This is a genomic window from Novosphingobium album (ex Hu et al. 2023) (genome assembly GCF_022832385.1).
GTDB lineage: Bacteria > Pseudomonadota > Alphaproteobacteria > Sphingomonadales > Sphingomonadaceae > Novosphingobium > Novosphingobium album.
The window spans coordinates 127,064-151,041 of record NZ_JALHLE010000013.1 but is presented as its reverse complement, the minus strand read 5'-3'; the positions used below and the strand labels follow the sequence as shown (position 1 = coordinate 151,041).

Sequence of the window (23,978 nt, the reverse complement as noted above, 5' to 3'; positions counted from 1 at the left end):
TGGCAAGCATTGCCAAGCACGCGAGAACAAAGGGAGCAATGAAATGCGCAGGATCGACTTCCACTGCAGTGAACATCAACAAGCCAGCGGCCAGAGCAACCAAGCCAGACAAACCATGACGCTTTGTCTTTAGGAATGGGGAGACCCAAACCGCGTTTGCCCAAAGCGCCAAGGGAGCCAGAAATGCGACAATACTGCCAGGAATTGCGTCAATTGTGGTTCGCGCGGGTTCTAACATATCACGAGCATATCAGCCGTAAGAATGACTGCAATGTCGGCGTTTTCGGAATGGCTGCTTTCGTGAAAAATGGCAGGATGGCTGCCGTCACCGCGAAGTCTAAGAGCCCGCCCTCACCACGCAGCGAAAGCCGATGTGCGATGTCGCCGTATCCACCATCTCTGGATGCCGCGCCGCCGGGCGGTAGCGCTGGCAGTAGTTGGCGGCGCACAGGTGCGAGCCGCCTTTCAGCACCTTCCGGCCGATCCGCACGTCCGGCTGGGCCGGGTCGAAGCTGCCCTTGATCTTGCCGCCGCGCGGGTTGCTCAGCGTGCAGCAGGAGCCGCCCGGCTTCTTCTTCGCGACTTCGGGCATCTCGGTCCACCAGTCCTGCGTCCATTCCCAGGTGTTGGCGATCATGTCGTAGAGGCCATAGGCGTTGGCAGGATAGGTCCTGACCGGGGAGGTGCGCTCCCAGCCGTCGAGGCACTGGTTGGCGAAGGGGAACAGACCCTGCCAGTAGTTCGCCAGCATCGCCCCATCGGGCGCGAGTTCGTCGCCCCAGGCGTATTCCTTGCCTTCCAGCCCGCCGCGCGCGGCATATTCGTATTCGGCCTCGGTCGGCAGGTCCTTGCCCGCCCATTTCGCATAGGCCTCGGCATCGGCGTAGGCGATCTGGACGACGGGGTGATCCCACAGGCCCAGCGCCTCGATATCCGCGTCCGGCCCCAGCGGGTGGCGCCAGTCGGCGCCGAATTCGAAATGCCACCAGTTGCCGGGATTGGAGGTGTCGACCGGGGTCGCGGTCTTGCGGAAGACCAGCGATCCGGCCTTGTCCATGCCGGGCAGCATGCCGGGATAGTCCTTGGGATCGGGTGCGATCTCGGCCACGGTGGTGTAGCCGGTGGCCTCGATGAAGCGGGCGAACTGGCGGTTGGTCACCGGCGTCTCGTCCATCCAGAACCCGTCGACCGAGACCCGGCGCAGCGGCGCTTCCTCGGGATAGAACAGTTCGGAGCCCATGGTGAAAGTGCCGCCGGGCACGAAAACCATGCCTTCGGTTGCGGCCGTGGCTTCGGCGGTGTCGATCTCGTTCAATGGGCCTCTCCAATACGGTCCGATGCTCTGCCCATACAGGCAGGGCGGCTCCTGCGAAACCTCAGACCATCGTTTCGGGGCGCACCAGCCGGTCGAATGTCTCGCCATCGACCAGTCCGAGTTCCAGCCCGGCCTCGCGCAGGGTCTGGCCGTGGGTGTGTGCGTGCTTGGCGATCTTGGCGGCATTGTCGTAACCGATCTCGGGCGCGAGCGCGGTCACCAGCATCAGCGAGCGATCGAGCAGTTCGGCGATGCGCGCGCGGTTGGGCTCGATGCCGTCCACGCAGCGTTCGGCGAAGCTGGTCATGCCCACCGAGAGCAGGTGGATCGAGCGGATCACCGCCGCGCCGATCAGCGGCTTGAACACGTTGAGTTCGAACGCGCCCTGCATCCCGCCCACGGTCACGGCCTGATGATTGCCGATCACTTGCGCGGCCACCATGGTCAGCATCTCGCACTGGGTGGGATTGACCTTGCCCGGCATGATTGAGCTGCCGGGTTCGTTGGCGGGCAGCTCCAGCTCGCCCAGCCCAGAGCGCGGGCCTGAGCCGAGCAGGCGGATGTCGTTGGCGATCTTGGTCAGCGCCACGGCCAGCGTGTTGAGCCGCCCGGAGAAATCCACCAGCGTATCGTGGCTGGCGAGTGCTTCGAACTTGTTGGGCGCGGTTTCGAAGGGAAAGCCGGTCAGGCTGGCGAGTTCTGCGGCAATCTCGCGGCCAAAGCCTTCGGGCGCGTTGAGCCCGGTGCCCACTGCCGTGCCGCCTTGCGCCAGCTTGCTCAGCCCATGCTCGATCAGCGGCAGGATGCAGGTGCGCGCGAGGCGCACCTGCGCATAGTAGCCGGAGAACTCCTGCCCCAGCGTCACCGGCGTCGCGTCCTGCAGGTGGGTGCGGCCGATCTTCACGATATCGCCCCACGCCTTGACCTTTGCGAGCAGCGAGGCTTCGAGCTGTTCCATCGCGGGCACCAGATCGCGCGTCGCGGCCAGCGCGGCGGCAACGTGCATCGCGGTGGGGAAGCTGTCGTTGGAGGACTGGCTCTTGTTGACGTGATCGTTGGGGTGGACCGGGCTCTTGCCGCCGCGCTTGCCGGACAGGATCTCGTTGGCGCGCCCGGCGATCACCTCATTGACGTTCATGTTGGTCTGGGTGCCGCTGCCGGTCTGCCAGATCACCAGCGGGAACTGGTCATCGAGCTTGCCCGAGGCGACTTCCTGCGCGGCCTGCTCGATCGCATCGGCAAGGCGCGCATCGAGTCCGTGCTTGCGGTTCACCCGCGCGGCGGCCTGCTTCACCAGCGCGAGGGCATGGACGATCGCGATGGGCATCCGCTCGGTTGCGCCGAAGGGAAAGTTCTCCACGCTGCGCTGGGTCTGTGCGCCCCAGTAGGCGGCGGCGGGGACATCGATCTCGCCGATGCTGTCGGATTCGCGGCGGACGTCCATGGCTGCTTGCCTCCTGCCTTGGGGAACGAAGGCATGAAAGCCTTGTTCCCCCAAGACATAGGCATTCAGGCGGGTTCTGCCACCGCCTTGCGCATCAGGTCCTCGGCCATGCGGTCGGCGACGAGCGCGGGAGACAGCTTGCGCAGCGCGGCATCACGCAGGATCGCTTCGGTGCGCGGGCCGATCTGCAGTACGCGCTCCTGCACCTGCTGCGTCGTCTCGCCCAGATATTCGGCCGAGACGTTGATGATCCCGCCTGCATTGACGACATAGTCCGGCGCATAGGCAATGCCGCGTTCGACCAGCAGCGCGGCAGCGCGGGTGTCGCCGAGCTGGTTGTTGGCCGCGCCGCAGACCAGCCGCGCCTTCATGGCGTTCACGCTGGTTTCGGTCAGTGCGCCGCCGAGCGCGCAGGGGGCGAAGACATCCGCGTCTGCCTGCACGATGGCGTTTATCGGTGCGACCGAGGCGCCAATGTCTGCGGCCAGCTTTTCGCAACGCGCCGCATCGATGTCCGCGATCACCAGTTTTGCCCCGGCTTCGGAGAGCAGGCGGCACAGTTCACCGCCCACGCTGCCTACGCCCTGCACGGCCACTGTCACGCCGGACAGCGAACCGCCGAAACGGAACTTCACAGCGGCCTTCATCGCCTCGAACACGCCGAGTGCAGTCCAGGGCGACGGGTCGCCGCCCGCGAAGCCGGGGCGCGATGTGCGCCCGGCGACATGGCGGGTCTTGTTCGCCACGAATTCCATGTCGGCGACGCTGGTGCCGACATCCTCGGCGGTGACGTAGCGTCCGCCCAGCCGCTCAACGGCGGCCCCGAAGGCTTCGAACAGGGCACGCCGGTTGAAGTCCCCTTCGGGCTTGCGCAGTACGGCCTTGCCGCCGCCGAAGGGCAGTTCGGCCATGGCGTTCTTGTAGCTCATGCCTTCGGCGAGGCGGAACGCGTCGGCCATGGCCGTGCTGGCATCGGGATAGGTCCAGAGGCGGCATCCGCCCGCAGCCGGTCCGCGCGCGGTGGAATGAATGGCAATCACGCCGTCGAGCCGGGCGGCTTCGTCATGCAGGCGGACATATTCCATCGGGGGCATCATGCGGTGGGCGGCGGTGACCATCTTGGGGCTCCTGTGAGAGGACCCGATAATGGCAGGATCGGCGGGGGATTTCTGACCTCATTTCCGGGAAATCTGGCCGAATGTGGAAAAGACATTCCTTGAAATGGATGGTATGGGAAAGAAATGACCGATCTTGATCCATATGAGAGAAAAATCCTCCGCGAACTGCAGCGCGATGCGAGTCAGACGACGGCGCAGATCGCCGAGCGGGTCGGGCTGTCGTCCTCTCCGTGCTGGCGCCGCATCGACCGGCTCGAGCGCGAGGGGTACATCAAGCGCCGCGTGGCGATCGTTGACCGCGAGAAGGTAGGCCTGAGCGCGCATGTTTTCGCGCAAGTGAAGCTCAACGCGCACGGCCGTGCCAATCTGGACGAGTTCGCGGATAAGATCCGCGAATTTCCCGAAGTGCTGGACTGTTACGTGCTGCTGGGTTCGGTGGACTTCATGGTTCGCGTCGTCGCCGAGGACATCAAGGCCTACGAGCGGTTCTTTTTCGAAAAGCTGTCACAGCTTCCGGGCATACAGGAAGTCACGTCCACGGTGGCCCTCTCGGAGATCAAGGCGACGACCGCGCTGCCGATCTAGGTGCTGCCTTTTTTGCAACGATCTGTTTCGATCATTGCGTTTGATCGAGCGGGGGGATGCAGGCAGGAGTGTAGCAATGCCCCGCGCGCCGTTTTTCCATAGACTCCGGCTTGCCATAAGCCGCTGGTTCACGCCGCGCGCCGCGCGTGGCGATGAAGGGGATGTTGCGCCCGCGCCTGCCGTGGCACAGGTGCCGCAGGCGCCTGAGGAAATCGCGGAAGCCGCTGTTGCGGCGGGGATCGTCATTCCCGAAGCCTGCGCACCGGGTGTGGCGGCAAACCTTGCGCTGCTCGCCAGTCATGCCGAGCGCATGCGCGGAGGCGGGGCATGAAAAGCGCCGCCGAAATCGCCAGCGCCGTGCGCGGCGGGCAGATCAGCGCCATGCAGGTGCTGGAGGAATGCCTCGATGCCATCAAGGACCGTGAAGCGCCGCTGATCGCGGTGACCCGCCTGCTCGAGGACCGCGCCCGCGAGGAAGCCGGGCGCATTGATGTCATGGTCGGCAATGGCGCCGATCCCGGCCCGCTTGCGGGCGTGCCTTACGGTGTGAAGGACCTCTTCGACCTTGCCGGATTGCCGACTTCCGCAGGTTCGGCGATCTACGCCGATGCCCCGGCGGCTACAGCCGACGCCGAAGCCGTCGCGCGCCTGCGCGATGCCGGTGCGGTGCTGGTGGCCACACTGAATATGGACGAGTTTGCCTATGGCTTCGCGACGATCAACGCGACCTTCGGCACCACTCGAAATCCTCACGATCCCTCCCGCCTGGCTGGCGGCTCCTCGGGCGGCTCGGCGGCGATTGTCGCTGCCGGGCTGCTCCCTTTGTCTCTCGGGTCCGATACCAATGGCTCGATCCGCGTTCCGGCCAGCCTGACTGGACTCTACGGTCTGAAGCCAAGCCATGCCGATCTCCCGCTTGCAGGCGTGTTTCCCTTTGCCGAGAGTTTCGACGATATCGGACCGTTCACCCGGTCGGTCTCGGACATGCAGCTCGTCTGGGAAGTGCTGGGCGGCAAGACTGCTGTGCCTGCCGGTGGCGCGCCGCGTGTGGCGCGGCTCGGCGGCCGGTTCCGCGAGAATGCCGATCCCGATCAGATCGCCGCGATCGATGCGATTGCCCCCGATGCGCCTCTGGTCGAACTGCCCGACATCGCCCGCGCCCGCTCTGCCGCGTTCCTGATTACCGCGTTCGAGGGCGGCAACCTCCATCGCGAGGCGCTGGCGAAGCAGGCGATGGAATTCGATCCCGCCACGCGCGACCGCCTGATCGCGGGTTCCCTGCTGCCGCGCGCGCTCTACGAAGAAGCGCAGGCCTTCCGCGCCGAATACCGCGCGCGGATCGAAGCTCTGGTGGCGGATTTCGATGTTCTGCTGGCCCCCGCGACGCCTTGCGTGGCGCCCACGGTGGAAGATCCGCGTATCATGATCGACGGCAAGCTTTCGCCTGCGCGCGCGGACCTCGGCATTCATACCCAGCCAATCAGCTTCACTGGATTGCCGTCGCTGGCGGTTCCGCTCTACCGTCCCGGCGTTCTTCCGCTCGGGCTGCAGCTGATCGGCCGGCCGCATGGCGAGGCGGATCTGTTCCGCTTCGCCGCACAGTTGGAAGAACGGGGCATTATCGGATCAGGGGCACCGCCGGTGGCGGCTTAAGGGGGCAGCGTGACGCAGACAGAGACGATCGATGATACGCCGCAGGCCGCACCTGCGGCTGGTGTGCTGGAGCGCTATTTTTCGCTGAGCGCGCGCGGGACCACGGCGCGCACCGAAGTGCTCGCCGGTGTCACCACCTTCCTGACGATGGCCTATATCGTGCTGGTCAATCCGGCGATCCTGGGCAGCGCGGGGCTTCCCGTGGCCTCGGTGGCGGCAGCGACCTGCTTTGCCGCCGCGTTCGCCTCGATCATGATGGGGCTGGTCTCCAACACGCCGCTGGCGCTGGCACCGGGCATGGGGCTGAATGCCTATTTCAGCTATACCGTGGTTCAGCAGATGGGCGTGCCCTGGCAGGTGGCGCTGGGCTGCGTGTTTATTTCGGGCATTGCGTTCCTGCTCCTGACACTCACCGGCGTGCGGCAGCTGATCGTCCATTCGATCCCGCATTACCTGTTTGCAGCGGTGGCGGGCGGCATTGGCCTGTTCATCGGCTTCATTGGCTTCAAGGATGCCGGGATCATTGTTGCCAACCCCGCGACGTTCGTGGCGCTGGGCAACCTCAAGGACCCCAACGCGGCGCTGGCGATCTTCGGTCTGCTGCTGATCGGTGCCCTCAGCGTGTGGCAGGTGCGCGGGGCCATGCTGATCGGGATCGTGGTGACGACGCTGGTCGGCTGGGCCTGCGGCATGGTTTCGGTCAGCCCCGAGCCTTATTCGCTCTCCGCGCTGACAGGCACCGCCTTCCAGCTGGATCTTGCGGGTGTCTTCGGTCTCTCGGGTAGCCATGGGTTGGGCCTGCTGGAAATCTTGTTCGTCTTCCTGTTCGTCGACCTGTTCGACAACATCGGTACACTCGTGGCCGTCACCAAACGTGCCGGACTGATGGACAAGAACGACCGCATTCCGGGGCTCAACCGTATCCTCATTACCGATGCCACGGCGACGATCGTGGGCTCGATGGCGGGCACCAGCACCGTTACCAGCTACGTCGAAAGCGCAGCCGGCGTGCAGGTTGGCGGACGTACCGGCCTGACTTCGGTCGTTACCGGCGTGCTGTTCCTGGGGATGATGTTTGTCGCACCTTATGCACAGGTCATTCCGCTGGCGGCGACTGCTCCTGCGCTGATCATCGTTGGTGGACTGATGCTGCTGCCGCTGACGGAAGTGGAATGGGAAGACCCACTCTCGGCGATCCCGGCCTTCCTGACTGTGGCGATGATCCCGCTGACTTTCTCGATCGCCAATGGCCTGGCCTTCGGCATTACCGCTCATGCCGCGCTCAAGCTGGTGCGGGGGACGATTACCAAGAAGGACTGGTTCCTGCTCGTGCTGGCGCTGCTCTTCGTCGTCCGCTTCGTTTGGATGGGAGCGGCCTGATGCGCCGTATCGCGCTTTGCCTTGCATCGCTGCTGGCGTTGTTCGCCGCGCCCGCGCTGGCCGAAGAGCTGGACGCCACGCCGCGCACGCTGGTGATGACGGCCTATTATCCCGAGTGGAACGCGCTCGTCCATGCGGTCTCCGATCCCAGGGAATACAAGCTCAACGGCGGCACGTACCTCACCGGCACGCTGGAGGGCAAACCGGTGCTGCTGATGCAGAGCGGCGTTTCCATGGTCAACGCGGCGATGAACACGCAGCTGGTGCTCGATCACTTTGCGGTGAAGCGCATCGTCTTTTCGGGCATCGCGGGAGGCGTCGATCCGGGCTTGACGATCGGCGATGTGATCGTGGCCGAGGACTGGGGCCAGTATCTGGAAGTCAACTTTGCGCGCAAGTCTGGCGACGGCTGGCTTTCGCCCGAGCCGGTCGATCCTAACGCGCCCGCAAACTGGAACTTCATGTATCCGCGCGGCACCCGCGTCGGCAACGCCAATGAGGCGCCGGTACGGCACTACACGTTCAAGATGGACCCGCAGCTTCTTGCGGTCGCGCGCGAGATCGCGCCGAAAGTGGAGATGGAACGCTGCGTGCCGCCTTCGCCCCAGCAACTGCCCGATACCGAGCTGTGCCTGCACAAGGCGCCCAAGGTGGTGGTCGGCGGCACGGGCGTGAGCGCGGGCGTCTTTGCTGACAACGCGCAGTTCCGCGAGTATCTCCATGCTGCCTGGAACGCCCGCGTGCTCGACATGGAAAGCGCGGCGGTGGCGCAGGTCGCCTATGCCAACGAAGTGCCCACGATCATTTTCCGCAGCCTCTCCGACCTTGCGGGCGGCGACAAGGAGAAGAACATGGAAGACACCTTCGAGCACCTTGCCTCGGTGAATTCCGCGCATGTCGTGCGGGCTTTCCTTGCGGCACTTCCGGACTGAGGACGGGACGATGAAGACGGTCACAGGCAGCCAGGGTATTGTCACCGCGCCGCATCATCTTGCCGCGCAGGCCGGGTGTGACGTGCTGAAGGACGGCGGCACGGCAGTGGAAGCGTGCGTCGCGGTCGCGGCGGCGCTGGCGGTGGTCTATCCGCACATGACCGGGATCGGCGGCGACGGCTTCTGGGTCATCCGCGAGCCGGACGGCACGATGCATGGCATTCACGGCTGCGGCGGCGCGGCGGCCAGGGCGGACCTGTCGCTCTACGAAGGACTGGACGCGGTGCCCAATCGCGGGCGGCTGGCGGCCAACACCGTGGCAGGCACGATCTCCGGCTGGCAGGCGGCGCTTGAGGATGAAAGCTGCAAGCTGCCGCTTGAACGGCTGCTGCGTGATGCCATCCGCTATGGCGAGGAAGGCGTAACGGTCACGGCGGGCGGCGCGGGCATTGCTGCGGCCAAGGGCGGTGAACTGCGCATTCAGCCGGGCGCCTATGCCGACATTTTCGAGCCCGCAGGCCGCCCGCTGGCCGAAGGCGACGTGCTGCGCCAGCCGCAACTGGCGGCCACGTTGCGCAAGCTCGCCGCTAATGGCCTCGACGATTTCTACCGGGGGGAACTCGCTGCGCTGATCGGGGAGGATCTGGCGGCACTGGGCAGTCCGGTCTCGCAGGATGACCTAGCCGCGCATCAGGCGAGCCGCCCTGCGCCGCTGCATGTGCCGATCACCGGCGCCCGGCTCTACAACAGCGCGCCGCCGACGCAGGGTTTCGCTTCGCTGGTCATCCTTGCGCTGTTCGACCGGCTCGTGGCGGAGGCCCCTGATGGTTTCGATCACGTCCACGGTCTGGTCGAGGCGACCAAGCAGGCGTTCCTGCTGCGCGACGTGCACGTCGGCGATCCTGCCTACACCGACTTCGATTTCCAGTTCCTGCTCGATGATACGCAGGCGCTGAACAGCCTCGCAGGCAAGATCGACCCGGCGAAAGCGCTCCCCTGGCCGCAGCCCAGCCAGTGGGGCGATACCTGCTGGTTCGGTGCGGCGGACGCAGAGGGCCGGGTGGTGAGCTGCATCCAGTCCACCTACTTCGAATTCGGCTCGGGCCTCGTGCTTCCGCAGACGGGGATCACCTGGCAGAACCGGGGCAGCTCGTTCCGTCTGGCGGAAAGCGGCTGGAATGCCCTCAAGCCGGGCCGCAAGCCGTTCCACACGCTCAATCCCGCGCTCGCCGTGTTCGACGATGGCCGGGTGATGGCCTACGGCACCATGGGCGGCGAGGGGCAGCCGCAGACGCAGGCGGCGCTGTTCAGCCGCTATGCCCGCTTCGGTGTGGACTTGCAGGAAGCGATCAGCGCTCCGCGCTGGCTTCTGGGCCGCACATGGGGCGAACAGTCGACCACGCTCAAGCTGGAAGACGGGTTCGACGAGGCGCTCTACACCCAGCTGGCCGAAGCCGGGCACGATGTCGAGCGCACCGGCCCGCTGACCGCGACGATGGGCCACGCCGGTGCCGTCGTGCGCCTGGCTGACGGCACATTCGAAGGGGCGACCGATCCGCGCAGCGACGGCGGTGTGGCATCGTGGTGAGCGATTTTCCCCCCGGTGGCGCCCGCGCCGTGGCGCGCTGCGATGCGCTTGGGGTGGCACCCTATAGCGACATGAGCGGCGGGCTCTACCGGGCCTATCTGACGCCGGCCTACGCCGCCGCGCAGGAGGTCGTCGCGGGGTGGATGGAAGAGGCCGGCATGACGGCACGGCGCGATGCAGCGGCCAACCTTGCCGGCCGCTACGAAGGCAATGTGCCGGGTGCGCCTGCGCTGATGATCGGCAGCCATCTCGACAGTGTGCGCAACGGCGGTCTCTACGATGGCCCGCTCGGGATCATGCTCGGCATCGAATGCGTGGCGGCACTTCATGCACAGGGACGGCGCCTGCCGTTCCCGATCGAGATCTATGCTTTCGGCGACGAGGAGGGCTCGCGCTTTCCCGCCGCAATGCTCACCAGCCGTGCGGTCGCAGGCACACTCGATGCGGCTGCGCTGGACATGGCGGACGACCATGGTGTTGCGCTGGCCGATGCGGGCGTGGACGTGACCGCCTATCTCACTGCGGCGCGCAGCCCTTGCGAGTTTCTGGCTTACCTCGAAGCGCATATCGAGCAGGGGCCGGTACTGGAGGCAGACGGCCTCGCTGTCGGCACGGTCACCGGTATCGCTGCCCAACTCCGCTATGCTGTGACATTGAAAGGCATGGCCGGGCACGCAGGCACGACGGCCATGCGCCTGCGTCGTGATCCGCTGGCCGGGGCCGCTGCCATGGTGCTGGCGGTCGAGCAGATCGCACGCGGGGACAATTCTGATGCCGTCGCCACGGTCGGCTCGATCGAGGCACATCCGGGCGCGGCCAACGTGATCCCGGGTGAAGTGCACTTCACAATCGATGTCCGCTCGGGCGTCGAAGAACGGCGCGACCGGGTGGCTGAGGCCATCCTCGACCGTATCGCCGAAATCGCCACCGCCCGCGATCTCGAACTCGCCATCGAGCGTATCCATGACTTGCCCGCGAGCCCCTGCGATGCGGCGCTGATGGACCTGATGGACGAAGCGCTCGCAGCAGCCGGGCAACCGGTGCGCCGTCTCGTTTCAGGGGCAGGGCACGATGCCATGAACATGGCCGCGCTTTGCCCCACCGCGATGCTGTTCATCCGCTGCAAGGGCGGCGTCAGCCACAATCCCGCCGAGCATGTCGAACAGGAAGATGCGGAAATCGCGCTTCAGGTCATGCTCGGCTTCATCGAGCGCCTGGGAGAGCGCGCCGGAGTCAAACATGCCGCCTGAACTCGACCCCCTTCTATTTGGTGAGATTGATCCGCCCCAGCGCCTGCTGATGGGCCCGGGTCCGATCAACGCGCACCCGCGCGTGCTGCGCGCGATGAGCGCGGACTTGCTGGGACAGTTCGACCCGGAAATGACCGCGTTCATGAATCAGGTCATGGCGCTCTACCGCCCGATCTTCGGCACGCAGAATGAGTGGACAATGCTGGTCGACGGCACCGCGCGCGCCGGGATCGAAGCGGCGCTGATCTCGATGGTCGCGCCGGGCGATACGGTGCTGGTCGTCAACTTCGGCCGGTTCGGGCTGCTGCTGACTGAAATCCTCACGCGCATCGGCGCGCGGATAGAGACCGTGGACGCGCCCTGGGGCGAAACGGTGCCGTTGGAGGCGATTGCCGCCGCGATCCACCGCACCTCGCCGCATCTGGTGGCGACGATCCACGGCGATACCTCGACCACCATGGCGCAGCCGCTCGAAGGCCTCGGCGATCTGTGCAAGGCGGCAGGCGCGCTCAGCTACGTCGATGCCACGGCGACCATCGGCGGCATGGAACTGGCGGCGGACCGCTGGGGCGTCGATGTCGTCACCGGCGGCTTGCAGAAGTGCCTGGGCGGCCCGTCCGGCTCGGCGCCGATCACGATTTCGGACCGTGCGGCGGAGCACATCTTCTCGCGCCGCCATACCGAGGCGGGCATCCGCATGGACGGGCTGTCGGATGGCAAGGGGCCGCGCATCGGCTCCAACTATTTCGACCTGGCCATGATCATGGACTACTGGTCCGAAAAGCGCCTCAACCATCATACCGAGGCGACCTCGATGCTCTACGCCGCGCGCGAATGCGCGCGTATCGCACTGGGCGAAGGGCTGGAGGCGCGCTACGCCCGCCACGCCAGCGCGGGCCGGGCGATGGCGGCGGGCCTGCGCGCCATGGGACTTACCGTGTTCGGCGACGATGCGCACCGCATGGCCAATGTCACGGGCGTGTATATCCCCGAGAGCGTCGATGGCGAGGCGGTGCGCAAGGCCATGCGCGAGCTGTTCGAGATCGAGATCGGCACCGCCTTCGGCCCGCTGCAGGGCAAGATCTGGCGCATCGGTGCGATGGGGTACAACGCCATGAAGCACAAGGTGCTGCTGACGCTGGCGGCGCTGGAAGCCTGCCTGCGCATGAATGGCTTTGCCCTGCCGCTGGGCGCGGCGGTGCCTGCGGCGATGGAGGCGTGGGAGGCATGAGGGCCTTCCAGACATTGTGCGCTAAGCGGGGGCTTCGACAAGCTCAGCCTGAGCGGGATTTGTTGTTGCGGATTCCTCTGGTCCCGCTCTTCCTGAGCCTGTCGAAGGACGTTGGCGCGACGTCTGAGGGACCGCGCGCATGATTCCCCGCGATCTTGTCGGCTACGGAGCCAGCCCGCCCGATCCGCAGTGGCCGAACGGTGCACGCGTGGCGGTGCAGTTTGTCATCAACTACGAAGAGGGCGCGGAAAATTCCGTCCTCAACGGCGACAAGGGCTCCGAGGCGTTCCTCTCCGAAATGGTCGGCGCAGCCAGCCATCCGGATCGGGCCATGGCGATGGAAAGCCTCTACGAATACGGCAGCCGCGCCGGGTTTTGGCGGTTGCACCGGATCTTCGCCGAGCGCGGATTGCCGGTCACCGTCTTCGGCGTGGCCAGGGCCATGGAGATGAACCCCGAAGCGGTCGAGGCGATGCTTGCGGCCGATTGGGAAATCGCCAGCCACGGCTATCGCTGGATCGATTACCAGTACGTGCCCGAGGAGGCTGAACGCGCGCACATCGCCGAGGCTATCGCGCTGCATGAGAAGCTCACCGGATCGCGCCCGCTCGGCTGGTATCAGGGCCGCACTTCGCCCAATACCGCGCGCCTCGTCGCCGAGGAGGGCGGGTTCGTCTACGATGCGGACAGTTATGCCGACGATCTGCCTTACTGGGACAGCAAGTACGGCAAGACGCAATTGATCGTGCCTTACACGCTCGACGTGAACGACATGAAGATCGTCGCGCTCAATGGTTTTACCGAAGGCGAGCAGTTCTTCCGCCACATGCGCGACACTTTCGACCAGCTTCGCGAGGAAGGCGGGCGGATGATGTCGGTGGGCCTGCACGGCCGCATCGCCGGCAAGCCCGGCCGCGCGCGCTGGCTCGCCCGTTTCCTCGATCACGTCATCGCCAGCGGCGACGCCTGGGTTGCCCGCCGTATCGATATCGCCCGCCACTGGATGCAGGTTCACCCTCCCAAAGGAGATCAAACGTGAAGATCGACGATCCCGTCCTCCACGCCGAGATGACCGAGGCGTTCTACGAATACGAACGCGCGCTGATGGAAGACGACATTCCGGCGATGGACAAGCTGTTCCACGATGCCCCTACTACCAACCGCTACGGCGTGGGCGAAGTGCTCTACGGCATCGAGGAGATCCGCGAGTTCCGCAAGGGGCGCGGCGGCTCTCCCCAGCGCAAGCTCGGCAAGGTCTCGATCACTGTCTACGGCGACAACTTCGCCACCGCCGATGCCGAATTCTTCCGCGAGGGTTCCGACCGGCGCGGGCGCCAGACGCAGGCCTGGGTGAAGTTCGGCGATGGTCCGTTCGGGGGCTGGAAAGTCGTCTCCGCGCATGTCAGCCTGGAGGGGAACACCCACTGATGACGGCGCTGTTCGAACACAGCCCCTGGGTCGAGGAACGCGCTGATGCGCGTCCCTCGTCTGGCGACCGGCATGCGGACCTGATGGCGGTGGTCCATGCGGCTACGCCTGATGAGCAGCTGGCCCTCATCCGCGCGCACCCGGAACTGGCGGGCAAGGCGGCGATCGACAAGACGCTGACCGATGCCAGCGCCGCCGAACAGGCAAGCGCCGGGCTCGACCGCCTGACGCCGGAGGAATTCGAACAGTTCCACGCGCTGAACGCCGCCTACCGCGAGAAGTTCGGCTTTCCCTTCATCATCTGCGTGCGCCTGACCGACAAGGCTGGTATTCTGGCCGCGATGCAGGCCCGTCTCGCCAACGATCGCGAGACGGAAGTGGCCACGGCCATCGGCCAGATCGGCGAAATCGTCCGTCTTCGTCTGGAGGATCAGGGCGCATGAACACGCTGTCGACGCACGTTCTCGATACCATGCATGGCACGCCGGCCGCGGGCCTCGCGCTCGTGCTGACAGGGCCGGGCGGGGATATCGCCAGCGGCATGACCAATGCCGACGGGCGCTGCCCCGATCTGGTCTCCGGCCCGCTGGCGCCGGGACGCTACGCGCTGCGCTTCATGGTGGCGGACTATTTCCGGGCTGCGGGGGTGGACCTTCCCGATCCGCCGTTCCTCGACGTCGTGACCATCGACTTTGGCATGGCGGAGGGCGGAGGGCACTATCATGTGCCGCTGCTCGTCTCGCCCTATTCCTATTCGACCTACCGGGGCAGCTGAGATGCACTTCGATCTCACCGAATGGCTGAACCTTGCGATCCGCTGGCTGCACCTTACCGCTGGCATCGCCTGGATCGGCGGGTCGTTCCACTTCGTGGGCCTCGACCTGCGGCTGAAGAAGCCCCAGCCCGGCACTGCGCCCGAAGGCGTGACCGGCGAGGACTGGGCCGTTCACGGCGGTGGTTTCTACCATTCGCAGAAGTACCAGACTGCCCCGGCAGCGCTGCCTGAAGTGCTCCACTGGACGAAGTGGGAATCCTACTTCACCTGGCTAAGCGGATTTTCGCTGCTGGTGCTGGTCTATTACGTCGGCGCCAGAAACTTCCTGATCGATCCCGCCAAGGCAGCCCTTTCTGGCGAAGATGCCACGATCATCGGCATGAGCGCGCTGATCATAGGCTGGCTGTTCTATCACCTCGCCTGCAAGTCGCCGCTGGGACGCGACAACCGCGTGCTGGGCGTGGTGTGGTTCGCCTTCCTTCTGGGCATGGCCGTGTTCCTGAACGCTATCTTCAATGCGCGCGGGGCCTATCTGCACATCGGTGCGATCGTCGGCACGGCGATGGTGGGCAATGTCTTCTTCGTGATCATCCCGAACCAGCGTAAGGTCGTCGCCGCGCTCAAGGCGGGCGAGGATCCCGATCCGAAGCTGGGCCTCGAGGCCAAGCAGCGCTCGCTCCACAACAACTACATGACGCTGCCGGTGCTGTTCATCATGATCAGCCACCACTACCCGACGACTTACGGGGCAGATCGCCCCTGGCTGGTGCTGGCACTGCTGGGGCTGACCGGCGTTGCGGTGCGCCACGTCTTCAACCTGCGCCACATCGGCGCGAAGACCGGCCCGGCGATCGCGCTGGCCGTGGCCATGGCGCTGGTGAGCGTGACCTATGTCTCAATGGAGAAAGCGGGCGCCGCCAAGCCTGAGGGCAAAGCGGGTCTCACCTACGCGGACGTGGAACCGGTCTTCGCAAAGCACTGCATGTCCTGCCACGCCGAACATCCCATGAACGACGCCTTTCCGGCCCCGCCACTGGGTGTCCGGCTCGACAGCTACGATCACGTGCATGCCGTGACCGACCGGATCAAGCGCGTGGCCGTGGATTCGCAGGTCATGCCGCTGGGCAACATGACCGGCATGACCGACGAGGAACGCGGCAAACTGGGTGCGTGGATCGCACAGGGGGCGCCCAAATGAGCGTGACATTCATCCTCGATGGCGAAGTGATCGAACTGGCGGAAGTTGATCCCACCGCGATGGTGCTCGACCACTTGCGCTACCGGATGGGCCGCACCGGCACCAAGGAGGGCTGCGCGGAAGGGGACTGCGGCGCCTGCACCGTGCTTGTCGGGTCGGCCGAGGATGGCGGGGTAACGTGGCGCGCGGTCAATTCGTGCATCCAGTTCCTGCCGATGCTGCACGGCAAGGCACTGCTGACGGTGGAGAGCCTGAAGGATGAGGGCGGTATCAATCCGCTGCAGCGCTGCATGGCCGAAAACGGGTCCTCGCAATGCGGGTTCTGCACGCCCGGCTTCGTGATGTCGCTCTATGGCCGCGCGATCGGAGGAAGCGGTTCCGACATGCCTGTGGCGGACGTGCTGGCGGGCAACCTGTGTCGCTGCACCGGCTATGGCCCGATCCTCGCAGCGGGCGAGACCGTCGATAGCCTGCCGCGCGACGATGCCGCGATGGCCGAACTGCTGGCGGTGATCGCTGGCGTGGGCGCGTCCGGCACCTGGGGCGGCAGCCGCTGGTACGTGCCGGTGAGCTGCGAGGAACTCGCCTCGCTGCTCGCGAAGCATCCCGAGGCCCGGCTGATTGCGGGCGCCACCGATGTCGGGCTGTGGGTGACCAAGGGCTTGCGTTCGCTCGGTACGGTGATCTTTCTGGGCAGCGTGGCGGATCTTGCCGCGATCGAGGAAACGGATGAGGCGCTGATCCTTGGGGCGGGCGTGCGCTATGCCGATGCTCATTCTTATTTCGCGCGGCTGCATCCCGACCTCGGCGAACTGGTTCGTCGGATCGGCGGGCTGCAGGTGCGAAATGCGGGGACCGTGGGCGGCAATATTGCAAACGGCTCTCCGATCGGCGACGGCCCGCCCGCCCTGATCGCGCTGGGTGCAGAGCTGACGCTGCGCAGCGCCAGCGGGCGGCGAACGATGCCGCTGGAGGACTACTTCCTCGACTACGGCAAGCAGGACCGCCAGCCGGGTGAATTCGTGGAATCGATCCGCATCCCGCGACCCGGCCCCGATGCGGTGATCCACATCGCCAAGCTCTCGCGCCGGTTCGACAGCGATATCTCGGCGGTCTGCGGCGCTTTCAACCTGACCGTCGAGCAGGGAACGATCACCGCTGCGCGCGTGGCGTTCGGCGGCATGGCGGCAACGCCGAAGCGCGCGGCACTCTGCGAGGCCGCGCTGGTGGGGCAGCCTTTCAGCGAAGCGACCATCGAGGCCGCCGCCGAAGCGCTCAAGAGTGATTTCACGCCGCTGACCGACGTGCGTGGCTCTTCCGCCTACCGCCTCGAAACGGCCGCCAACCTGCTGCGCCGTCTGTGGCTGCGCGAGCAGGGCGTGACGATTTCCGTCCTGGAGATGGCCGATGGCTGATCGCGATCTCGCCTGGAAGGTGCTCGAAAAGCCCTCACACCCGCACGACAGCGCACACATGCACGTCGCGGGCGAGGCGCGCTATGCCGACGATCTGGCCGAGCCCGCGGACATGCTCCACCTTGCGTTTGGGCAGAGCAGCGAAGCCCATGCGCGGATCGCCTCAATGGACCTGTCCGAGGTGCTCGCCGCGGAGGGCGTGGTGGCGGTCTACACAGCCGCCGACATCCCCGGCACCAACGATGTCAGCCCGTTCGCGGGCGACGACAGGCTGCTGGCGGATGGCGAAGTCACCAGCCATGGCCAGCCGGTGTTCCTCGTCGCCGCGACCAGCCAGCGCGCCGCGCGCAAGGCCGCGCGGCTGGGCAAGGTCGAATACGAGCCCTTGCCCGCCGTGCTCACTATGGCCGAGGCACGCGAGCGGCAATCGCTGATCGAACCCACCCAGCGTATGGCCCGCGGCGATGCCGCTGCCGCGCTGGCATCCTCTCCGCACCGCCTTTCGGGCCGCTTCGAAATGGGCGGGCAGGATCACTTCTATCTCGAAGGGCAGGTCGCGGTGGCCATGCCGGGCGAGGACGGGCAGGTGCACCTGTTCAGCTCCACCCAGCATCCCAGCGAAGTGCAGCATCTGGTCGCGCACATGCTGCACCGTTCGACCGCCGATGTGACCGTGGAAGTGCGCCGCATGGGCGGGGCTTTCGGGGGCAAGGAAACGCAGGCAGCGCTGTTTGCCGCAGCTGCCGCATTGGTTGCTTATAAGACCGGACGTCCCGCCAAGTTCCGCTGCGACCGCGACGACGACATGGTCATGACCGGCAAGCGCCACCCATTCGAGGTCAGCTACGATGTTGGCTTTGATGATGACGGCCACTTATTGGCGCTTTCATTGCTGCTGTCGTCAGACTGCGGCGCGACGGTGGACCTCTCGCCTGCGATCAACGACCGCGCGATGTTCCATGCGGACAATTGCTATTACCTGCCCGATGTCGAGATCGTCTCTGAACGACTGAAGACCAACACGGTCTCGGCCACCGCGTTCCGTGGCTTCGGCGGGCCGCAGGGCATGCTGGCCATCGAGCGGATCGCGGACCATGTCGCGATGGCGCTCGGCAAGGACCCGCTGGAAGTGCGGCTGGCCAATCTCTACGGGCCGGGGCGCGAGGAAACCCAGTACGGCATGACCGTGGCCGACAACGTTGCACCGCAGATGATCGCCCGCCTGCGCGAGACGGCGCGCTACGACGAGCGGGTGCGGGCCGTTGAAGCATTCAATTCGCAGAACCCGGTCATCAAGAAGGGCATCGCGCTCACACCGGTGAAGTTCGGTATCAGCTTCACCACCACCCATCTCAATCAGGCGGGTGCGCTGGTGCACGTCTATGCCGACGGGTCGATCCAGATCAACCATGGCGGCACCGAAATGGGGCAAGGTGTCTACGTGAAGGTGGCGCAAGTGGTGGCGGACGTTTTCGCTGTGCCCATCGAACAGGTGCGCATCACCGCGACGCGCACCGACAAGGTGCCCAATACCTCTGCTACGGCGGCAAGTTCGGGCGCGGACCTCAACGGCATGGCGGCGCATATTGGGGCGATGACCATCCGCGACCGGCTGACCAGTTTCCTCGCCCGCACCTATGGCTGCGGCGAGGACATGGTGCATTTCACCCCCGGCGGCGTGCTGGTGGGCGGCGAGACGCTGGCGTTCAGCGATGTCACGCACAAGGCCTATATGGGCCGCGTCTCGATGTCCTCGACGGGCTTCTACGCCACGCCGGGGATCGAATACGACCGGGCCGCCCACAAGGGCCGCCCGTTCTACTACTTCGCCTATGGCGCGGCGGTGAGCGAGGTGGCCGTCGATACCCTGACCGGCGAGCACAAGGTGCTGGCGGTGGACATCCTCCACGATGTCGGCCGGTCGCTGAACCCGGTGATCGACATCGGCCAGATCGAGGGCGGCTTCGTGCAGGGGCAGGGCTGGCTCACCACCGAGGAACTGGTGTGGGATAGCAAGGGCCGTCTGCTGACGCATAGCCCCGCGACTTACAAGATTCCGACTGCCTCCGACCGCGCGAAGCACTTCACCGTCAGCCTGTGGGACGGCGAGAACGTGGAGCCGACGATCAACCGCTCCAAGGCGGTAGGCGAGCCGCCGTTCATGCTGGCGATTTCGGTCTTCTCGGCACTGAACCGGGCAATTGCCGCCACCGCGCCGGACAAGCGCGACCTACCGCCGCTCGATGCACCGGCGACGCCCGAAAGCATCCTGAAGGCCATCGCGGAGCATAAGGCGCGATGACGCAGTGGGTCGGCTGGTTGCGGCGGCTGCCGGAAGAGCCGTGCGCTCTCGTCTCGGTGCTGGCGACCGAAGGTTCCGCGCCGCGCGGCGCGGGCACGCGGATGCTGGTGACGGCGGACGGGCAGCAGGGCACCATCGGCGGCGGGCAGCTCGAATTTCGCGCCATCGAGCAGGCGCGCACAATCCTCGATCATCCAAAGGGGACATGGCGCGTGCAGGACTATCCGCTGGGGCCGCTTCTGGGACAGTGCTGCGGCGGGCGCGTGCGCATTCTGGTGGAGCATGTCGATCCCGCGATGCTCGATTGGCTGCACGATGCCGAGCCGGGAAGGATGCTGGAAACTGTTCTGGTCGAAGGCCGCGTCGAACGCGCCGTGTTCGAACGTGAGACCGCCACGCGCCAGTCCGCACGCGGCGAGCGTCCTGGCGTAGGTAGGCGCATGGTGGAGCCGGTGGGTGAACGCCCCCGTCCGGTCTATCTGTTCGGCGCGGGGCATGTCGGGCAGGCGATTGCCCGGCACATGACCGGCCTGCCGCTGCAACTGGCGTGGTTCGATACCCGCCCCGAACAGGCGGCCATCGACGGCGTAACTGTTGTGGACGAGGAAAATATCGGCCACTGCATCGCGGAAGCGCCCGCCGATGCGGCGATCGTGATCCTCACGCATGATCATCCGCTGGACTATCATCTGACGCTGGCCGCGCTGGGCCGCGATCCCGTGGCGTTCGTGGGGCTGATCGGGTCGTCGACCAAGCTGTCGCGCTTTCGCTCTCGACTGAAGGCCGATGGCATTACCGATGAAGGACTGGCCCGCCTGACAGCGCCGATTGGCGTGCCCGGGGTGCGGGGCAAGGAGCCCGATGTGATTGCCATCGCCGTACTGGCGCAACTGCTGCAACTGAGGGGGCAATGACGATCCACGCCTATCGCGCCGAACTGCTCTCCGTTGGGCAGGACCCGCGCGACGCGCCCGATGCGGTGCGTCACGAGGCCGATGGCCTGCTCGTCGTCGAGGGCGGCGCGGTCATTGCGCGCGGGGCCTATGCCGATCTGGCGGAGCGGTATGCGGATGTTCCCGTCGAAACACTGCCCGGCCTCGTCGTGCCGGGCTTCGTGGATGCGCATGTCCATTACCCGCAGACCGACCGTATCGCCTCACATGGCGAGCAGTTGCTCGACTGGCTCGACCGCCACATCTTTCCGGCCGAGAAAGCCTTCGTGGACAGGGCCCATGCCGATGCCGTGGCGGCGTTCTTCCTCGACGAACTGCTGCGCAACGGCACCACCAGTGCGCTGGTCTATCCGACCGTCCACGAGCAGTCGGTGGACGCCCTGTTCGAGGCGGCGCTGGAGCGGCGGATGCGGATCGTTTCGGGCAAGGTGCTGATGGATCTGGGACCGGAGGGGCTCAGGGACACCGTGGCCTCGGGCCGTGCCGAAACCGAAGCGCTGATCCGGCGCTGGCGGGGGCGGGGGCGGCTGGGTTATGCGGTGACGCCACGTTTCGCATTGGCCTCGACCGACGCCCAACTGGCCGACGCCGGGGCGCTGGTGGCGGAGCATCCTGACGTGCTGATCCACACGCACCTCGCGGAAAACGTGCACGAATGCGCAGCAGTGGAAGCGCGGTTTACCGAGGCGGCGGACTATCTCGATGTCTATGACCGGTTCTGCCTTGTCACGGCGCGTTCGGTCTTCGCCCACGGCATTCACCTTTCGGACCGGGCCTGCGCGCGGCTGCACGAAAGCGGCGCGGGGATCGCGGTGTGCCCGAGTTCGAACCTGTTCCTCGGGTCGGGCTTCTTCAACTTCGGGCAGGCGGACCGCCACAAGCTGCGTCTTGGTCTGGGTACCGACGTCGGTGCTGGCACGTCGTTCTCGATGCTCTACACCGCAGGGCTTGCCTATCAGGCCGCGCTGGCGCGCGAGGAGCGGCTCGATCCCTTCCGTGCGCTCTGGCTGGCGACGGCGGGCAGCGCCGCGCTGCTGCATATCGGTGACAAAGTCGGTGCGCTGGAAGTGGGGCAAGAGGCTGACTTTGCCGTGCTCGATTGCGCCGCGACGCCACTGCTGGCCCGCCGCACGCGCGAGGCGGACCTTGCGGAACGGCTCTTCGCATTGCAAATCCTCGGCGACGATCGCGCAGTTGCGCGCACATATGTGCTGGGCGAATGCGTCTGGCAAAGGACCCAGCCATGACCGATCTCGACAGCTTCATCACCGGCCTGCCCAAGGCCGAACTGCACCTGCATATCGAAGGCAGCCTCGAGCCCGAGCTGATGTTCGAGCTGGCCAGGCGCAACGGCGTGGAAATCCCCTTCGCCACGGTAGAGGACGTGCGCGCGGCCTATGATTTCTCGAACCTGCAGGACTTCCTCGACATCTACTATGCCGGGGCGGGTGTGCTGCAAACCCGGAAGGATTTCCACGATCTGGCCGCTGCTTACTTCGCGCGTGCGGCGGCGGACGGCGTGGTCCATGCCGAGATCATGTTCGATCCGCAGACCCACACCGATCGCGGTATCCCGTTTGAAGAGGTGATCGAGGGGCTGCTCTCGGCCATGGCCGAGGCCGAGGTGAAGTTCGGGATGACATCGAAGCTGATCCTCTCGTTCCTGCGCCACTTGTCCGAAGAGGCCGCATTCGAGGTGCTGGCGATGGCCGAACCCTGGCTGGACCGGATCGAGGCGGTGGGGCTGGACAGTTCCGAAGTCGGGCATCCGCCGGTCAAGTTCGCGCAGGTCTTCGCAGCCGCGCGGGCGAAGGGGCTCAAGCTCACAGCCCACGCCGGTGAGGAAGGGCCGCCCGAATACGTCTATCAGGCGCTCGACCTTCTGCACGTCGACCGCATCGACCACGGCAACCGCTCATTGGAGGATCCGGTGCTGGTGGACCGGCTGGCCGGGATGGGCATGACGCTGACGGTCTGCCCGCTGTCCAATCTCAAGCTCTGCGTGGTCGACGATCTGGGCAATCATCCGATCGACCGAATGCTGGCGCTGGGGCTCAAGGCGACTATCAATTCGGACGATCCGGCCTATTTCGGCGGCTATATCGGTGACAATTTCAAGGCCGTCGCCGAGGCGCGCGGGCTTGACCGCGAGGAGATCGTGACGCTGGCGCGCAACAGTTTTACCGGCTCGTTCCTGCCGCCCGCGCAGATTGCGGCGCACCTTGAGAAACTCGAAACTTACGTGGCGACATACGCATAATGCGGAAAATCATCGGACTTCTGGCCGCGATCTGGTTTGCGGCGCTGCTCTCGCTTGGTTCGGCTCATGCCGATCCGGTCAAGCGCAAGGTGATCATCGACGACGAGGGCTTCGCATTGATGCACCTCACCCTGCTGGAGAGCAGCAAGGTCGATGTCATCGGCATCACCACCGTTTCCGGCAACACATGGGCTAACCGCGCGACGGCCATGGCGCTGCGCGGCCTTGAAATCGCCCACCGGCCTGACATCCCGGTGGTGCAGGGTGCGACCTATCCGCTGCTCAATTCCGAGGCGCTGACCGAGCGCTGGGAATCGCTCTACGGCAAGCTGACGTGGAAGGGCGCGTGGATGAAGAAGTGGGTCGAATCCACTGTCCAGAGTGCGCCCGTTTATTATGGCCCCAACGATCCGGTCGAACTGCCCAACGGCAATCCGAAGCTGAAGGCGTCACCGGAGATCGCCGCGAATTTCATGATCCGCATGGTCCACCAGTATCCCGGGCAGATCACCATCGTCGCCTGCGGGCCGCTGACCAATCTGGCACTCGCCCAGCGGCTTGACCCGCAGTTTGCCTCGCTGGTGGGCGAACTGGTCTACATGGGTGGCAGCTTCAATCCGCATCAGGTGCTGGACAACGTATCTGCTGCCGAGTTTGCGCGGGAATACGCGAACTCGCCGCGCCGCGAGTTCAACGCCCGGTTTGATCCGGAAGCGGCGAGCATCGTGTCGCGCAGCCCCTGGCACAAGCTGACGATCATCCCGGCCGATCCCTCCACGGCGACCCAGCTGACGCCGGACCTGCTTGCGCGGCTGGCGAGGGCCGCTGCGCCCGACATCGGCAAGTTCATTGCCGCCATGGAGCCGGGCTATCCGCTATGGGACGAGATCGCCGCAGGCTATGTGCTCGACCCCACGATCGAAACGAAGTCGGAAGACCTCTACGTCGACTACGATACCCAGTTCGGCCCGAGCTATGGCGACACGCTGAGCTGGCGTGAGCATTACCAGCCGCATCTCGGCGAGCAGAAGGCCCACGTGGTGCGGGCAATCGATCCGAAACGGCTGGCGGCGCTCATGGTACAGGCCATGGTGGAGGGGGCCAGGAGCACGAAATAGGCGTGCTCCTGCCGGACTGTCGGTAATGGGGCC

General features: G+C 65.7%; 22 protein-coding genes. 19 read left to right on the top strand and 3 right to left on the bottom strand.

What is annotated here, in order from left to right:
- Positions 1-337: 337 nt before the first annotated feature.
- From MTR64_RS10725 to MTR64_RS10715, 3 genes are all read right to left on the bottom strand, one after another.
- Complete coding sequence (locus MTR64_RS10725; RefSeq protein ID WP_243993644.1) at positions 338-1,270, bottom strand: formylglycine-generating enzyme family protein; 933 nt, start codon at positions 1,268-1,270, stop codon at positions 338-340.
- Between the two features lie 106 nt (positions 1,271-1,376).
- The gene (gene fumC / locus MTR64_RS10720; RefSeq protein WP_243993629.1) at positions 1,377-2,759 is read right to left on the bottom strand and encodes a class II fumarate hydratase; all 1,383 of its coding nucleotides are present in this window, start codon (positions 2,757-2,759) and stop codon (positions 1,377-1,379) included.
- A gap of 65 nt (positions 2,760-2,824) precedes the next feature.
- On the bottom strand, positions 2,825-3,877 hold the full coding sequence (locus tag MTR64_RS10715; protein ID WP_243993627.1) for a Leu/Phe/Val dehydrogenase: 1,053 nt from the start codon (positions 3,875-3,877) through the stop codon (positions 2,825-2,827).
- 123 nt (positions 3,878-4,000) lie between these two features.
- Here MTR64_RS10715 and MTR64_RS10710 point away from each other — a divergent pair, with 123 nt between their 5' ends.
- The 19 genes from MTR64_RS10710 to MTR64_RS10620 all read left to right on the top strand — a co-directional run bounded on the left by MTR64_RS10710 (position 4,001) and on the right by MTR64_RS10620 (position 23,945).
- Positions 4,001-4,462: an Lrp/AsnC family transcriptional regulator gene (locus MTR64_RS10710; protein ID WP_243993625.1), complete on the top strand. Its 462-nt coding sequence runs from the start codon at positions 4,001-4,003 to the stop codon at positions 4,460-4,462.
- Between the two features lie 76 nt (positions 4,463-4,538).
- Positions 4,539-4,793 (top strand): hypothetical protein, encoded by a 255-nt coding sequence (locus MTR64_RS10705; protein WP_243993623.1) that lies wholly within the window; start codon positions 4,539-4,541, stop codon positions 4,791-4,793.
- Complete coding sequence (locus MTR64_RS10700; protein WP_243993620.1) at positions 4,790-6,115, top strand: AtzE family amidohydrolase; 1,326 nt, start codon at positions 4,790-4,792, stop codon at positions 6,113-6,115. Before MTR64_RS10705 ends, MTR64_RS10700 begins: the two co-directional genes overlap by 4 nt.
- Before the next feature lie 9 nt (positions 6,116-6,124).
- On the top strand, positions 6,125-7,495 hold the full coding sequence (locus MTR64_RS10695) for an NCS2 family permease (RefSeq protein ID WP_419144936.1): 1,371 nt from the start codon (positions 6,125-6,127) through the stop codon (positions 7,493-7,495).
- Complete coding sequence (locus MTR64_RS10690) at positions 7,495-8,427, top strand: 5'-methylthioadenosine/S-adenosylhomocysteine nucleosidase (RefSeq protein ID WP_243993618.1); 933 nt, start codon at positions 7,495-7,497, stop codon at positions 8,425-8,427. The genes MTR64_RS10695 and MTR64_RS10690 overlap by 1 nt, the downstream gene beginning before the upstream one ends.
- A 10-nt stretch (positions 8,428-8,437) precedes the next feature.
- Entirely contained in the window at positions 8,438-10,015 is a 1,578-nt protein-coding gene (locus MTR64_RS10685; RefSeq protein WP_243993616.1) for a gamma-glutamyltransferase family protein, read from the top strand.
- Positions 10,009-11,265, top strand: a complete 1,257-nt coding sequence (locus MTR64_RS10680) for an allantoate amidohydrolase (protein WP_243993614.1) — start codon at positions 10,009-10,011, stop codon at positions 11,263-11,265. The genes MTR64_RS10685 and MTR64_RS10680 overlap by 7 nt, the downstream gene beginning before the upstream one ends.
- On the top strand, positions 11,255-12,496 hold the full coding sequence (locus MTR64_RS10675; RefSeq protein WP_243993611.1) for a pyridoxal-phosphate-dependent aminotransferase family protein: 1,242 nt from the start codon (positions 11,255-11,257) through the stop codon (positions 12,494-12,496). Before MTR64_RS10680 ends, MTR64_RS10675 begins: the two co-directional genes overlap by 11 nt.
- A 142-nt stretch (positions 12,497-12,638) precedes the next feature.
- Positions 12,639-13,535 carry an allantoinase PuuE gene (gene puuE, locus MTR64_RS10670; protein WP_243993641.1) on the top strand — a complete coding sequence of 299 codons (897 nt, stop codon included), beginning with the start codon at positions 12,639-12,641 and terminating at the stop codon, positions 13,533-13,535.
- Complete coding sequence (gene hpxZ / locus MTR64_RS10665) at positions 13,532-13,924, top strand: oxalurate catabolism protein HpxZ (protein WP_243993609.1); 393 nt, start codon at positions 13,532-13,534, stop codon at positions 13,922-13,924. Before puuE ends, hpxZ begins: the two co-directional genes overlap by 4 nt.
- Positions 13,924-14,367 (top strand): 2-oxo-4-hydroxy-4-carboxy-5-ureidoimidazoline decarboxylase, encoded by a 444-nt coding sequence (gene uraD / locus MTR64_RS10660; protein ID WP_243993607.1) that lies wholly within the window; start codon positions 13,924-13,926, stop codon positions 14,365-14,367. The genes hpxZ and uraD overlap by 1 nt, the downstream gene beginning before the upstream one ends.
- Complete coding sequence (gene uraH / locus MTR64_RS10655; protein WP_243993605.1) at positions 14,364-14,699, top strand: hydroxyisourate hydrolase; 336 nt, start codon at positions 14,364-14,366, stop codon at positions 14,697-14,699. Before uraD ends, uraH begins: the two co-directional genes overlap by 4 nt.
- Before the next feature lies 1 nt (position 14,700).
- Positions 14,701-15,897, top strand: coding sequence for a urate hydroxylase PuuD (locus tag MTR64_RS10650; RefSeq protein ID WP_243993603.1), 1,197 nt, complete (start codon positions 14,701-14,703; stop codon positions 15,895-15,897).
- Positions 15,894-17,312, top strand: a complete 1,419-nt coding sequence (xdhA, locus tag MTR64_RS10645; protein ID WP_243993601.1) for a xanthine dehydrogenase small subunit — start codon at positions 15,894-15,896, stop codon at positions 17,310-17,312. Before MTR64_RS10650 ends, xdhA begins: the two co-directional genes overlap by 4 nt.
- The gene (gene xdhB / locus MTR64_RS10640; protein WP_243993598.1) at positions 17,305-19,614 is read left to right on the top strand and encodes a xanthine dehydrogenase molybdopterin binding subunit; all 2,310 of its coding nucleotides are present in this window, start codon (positions 17,305-17,307) and stop codon (positions 19,612-19,614) included. The genes xdhA and xdhB overlap by 8 nt, the downstream gene beginning before the upstream one ends.
- On the top strand, positions 19,611-20,528 hold the full coding sequence (gene xdhC, locus MTR64_RS10635; RefSeq protein WP_243993596.1) for a xanthine dehydrogenase accessory protein XdhC: 918 nt from the start codon (positions 19,611-19,613) through the stop codon (positions 20,526-20,528). Before xdhB ends, xdhC begins: the two co-directional genes overlap by 4 nt.
- The gene (gene guaD / locus MTR64_RS10630) at positions 20,525-21,814 is read left to right on the top strand and encodes a guanine deaminase (protein ID WP_243993593.1); all 1,290 of its coding nucleotides are present in this window, start codon (positions 20,525-20,527) and stop codon (positions 21,812-21,814) included. The genes xdhC and guaD overlap by 4 nt, the downstream gene beginning before the upstream one ends.
- Positions 21,811-22,827 (top strand): adenosine deaminase, encoded by a 1,017-nt coding sequence (locus tag MTR64_RS10625; RefSeq protein WP_243993591.1) that lies wholly within the window; start codon positions 21,811-21,813, stop codon positions 22,825-22,827. The genes guaD and MTR64_RS10625 overlap by 4 nt, the downstream gene beginning before the upstream one ends.
- Positions 22,827-23,945 carry a nucleoside hydrolase gene (locus MTR64_RS10620; RefSeq protein WP_243993589.1) on the top strand — a complete coding sequence of 373 codons (1,119 nt, stop codon included), beginning with the start codon at positions 22,827-22,829 and terminating at the stop codon, positions 23,943-23,945. Before MTR64_RS10625 ends, MTR64_RS10620 begins: the two co-directional genes overlap by 1 nt.
- Positions 23,946-23,978: the final 33 nt, after the last annotated feature.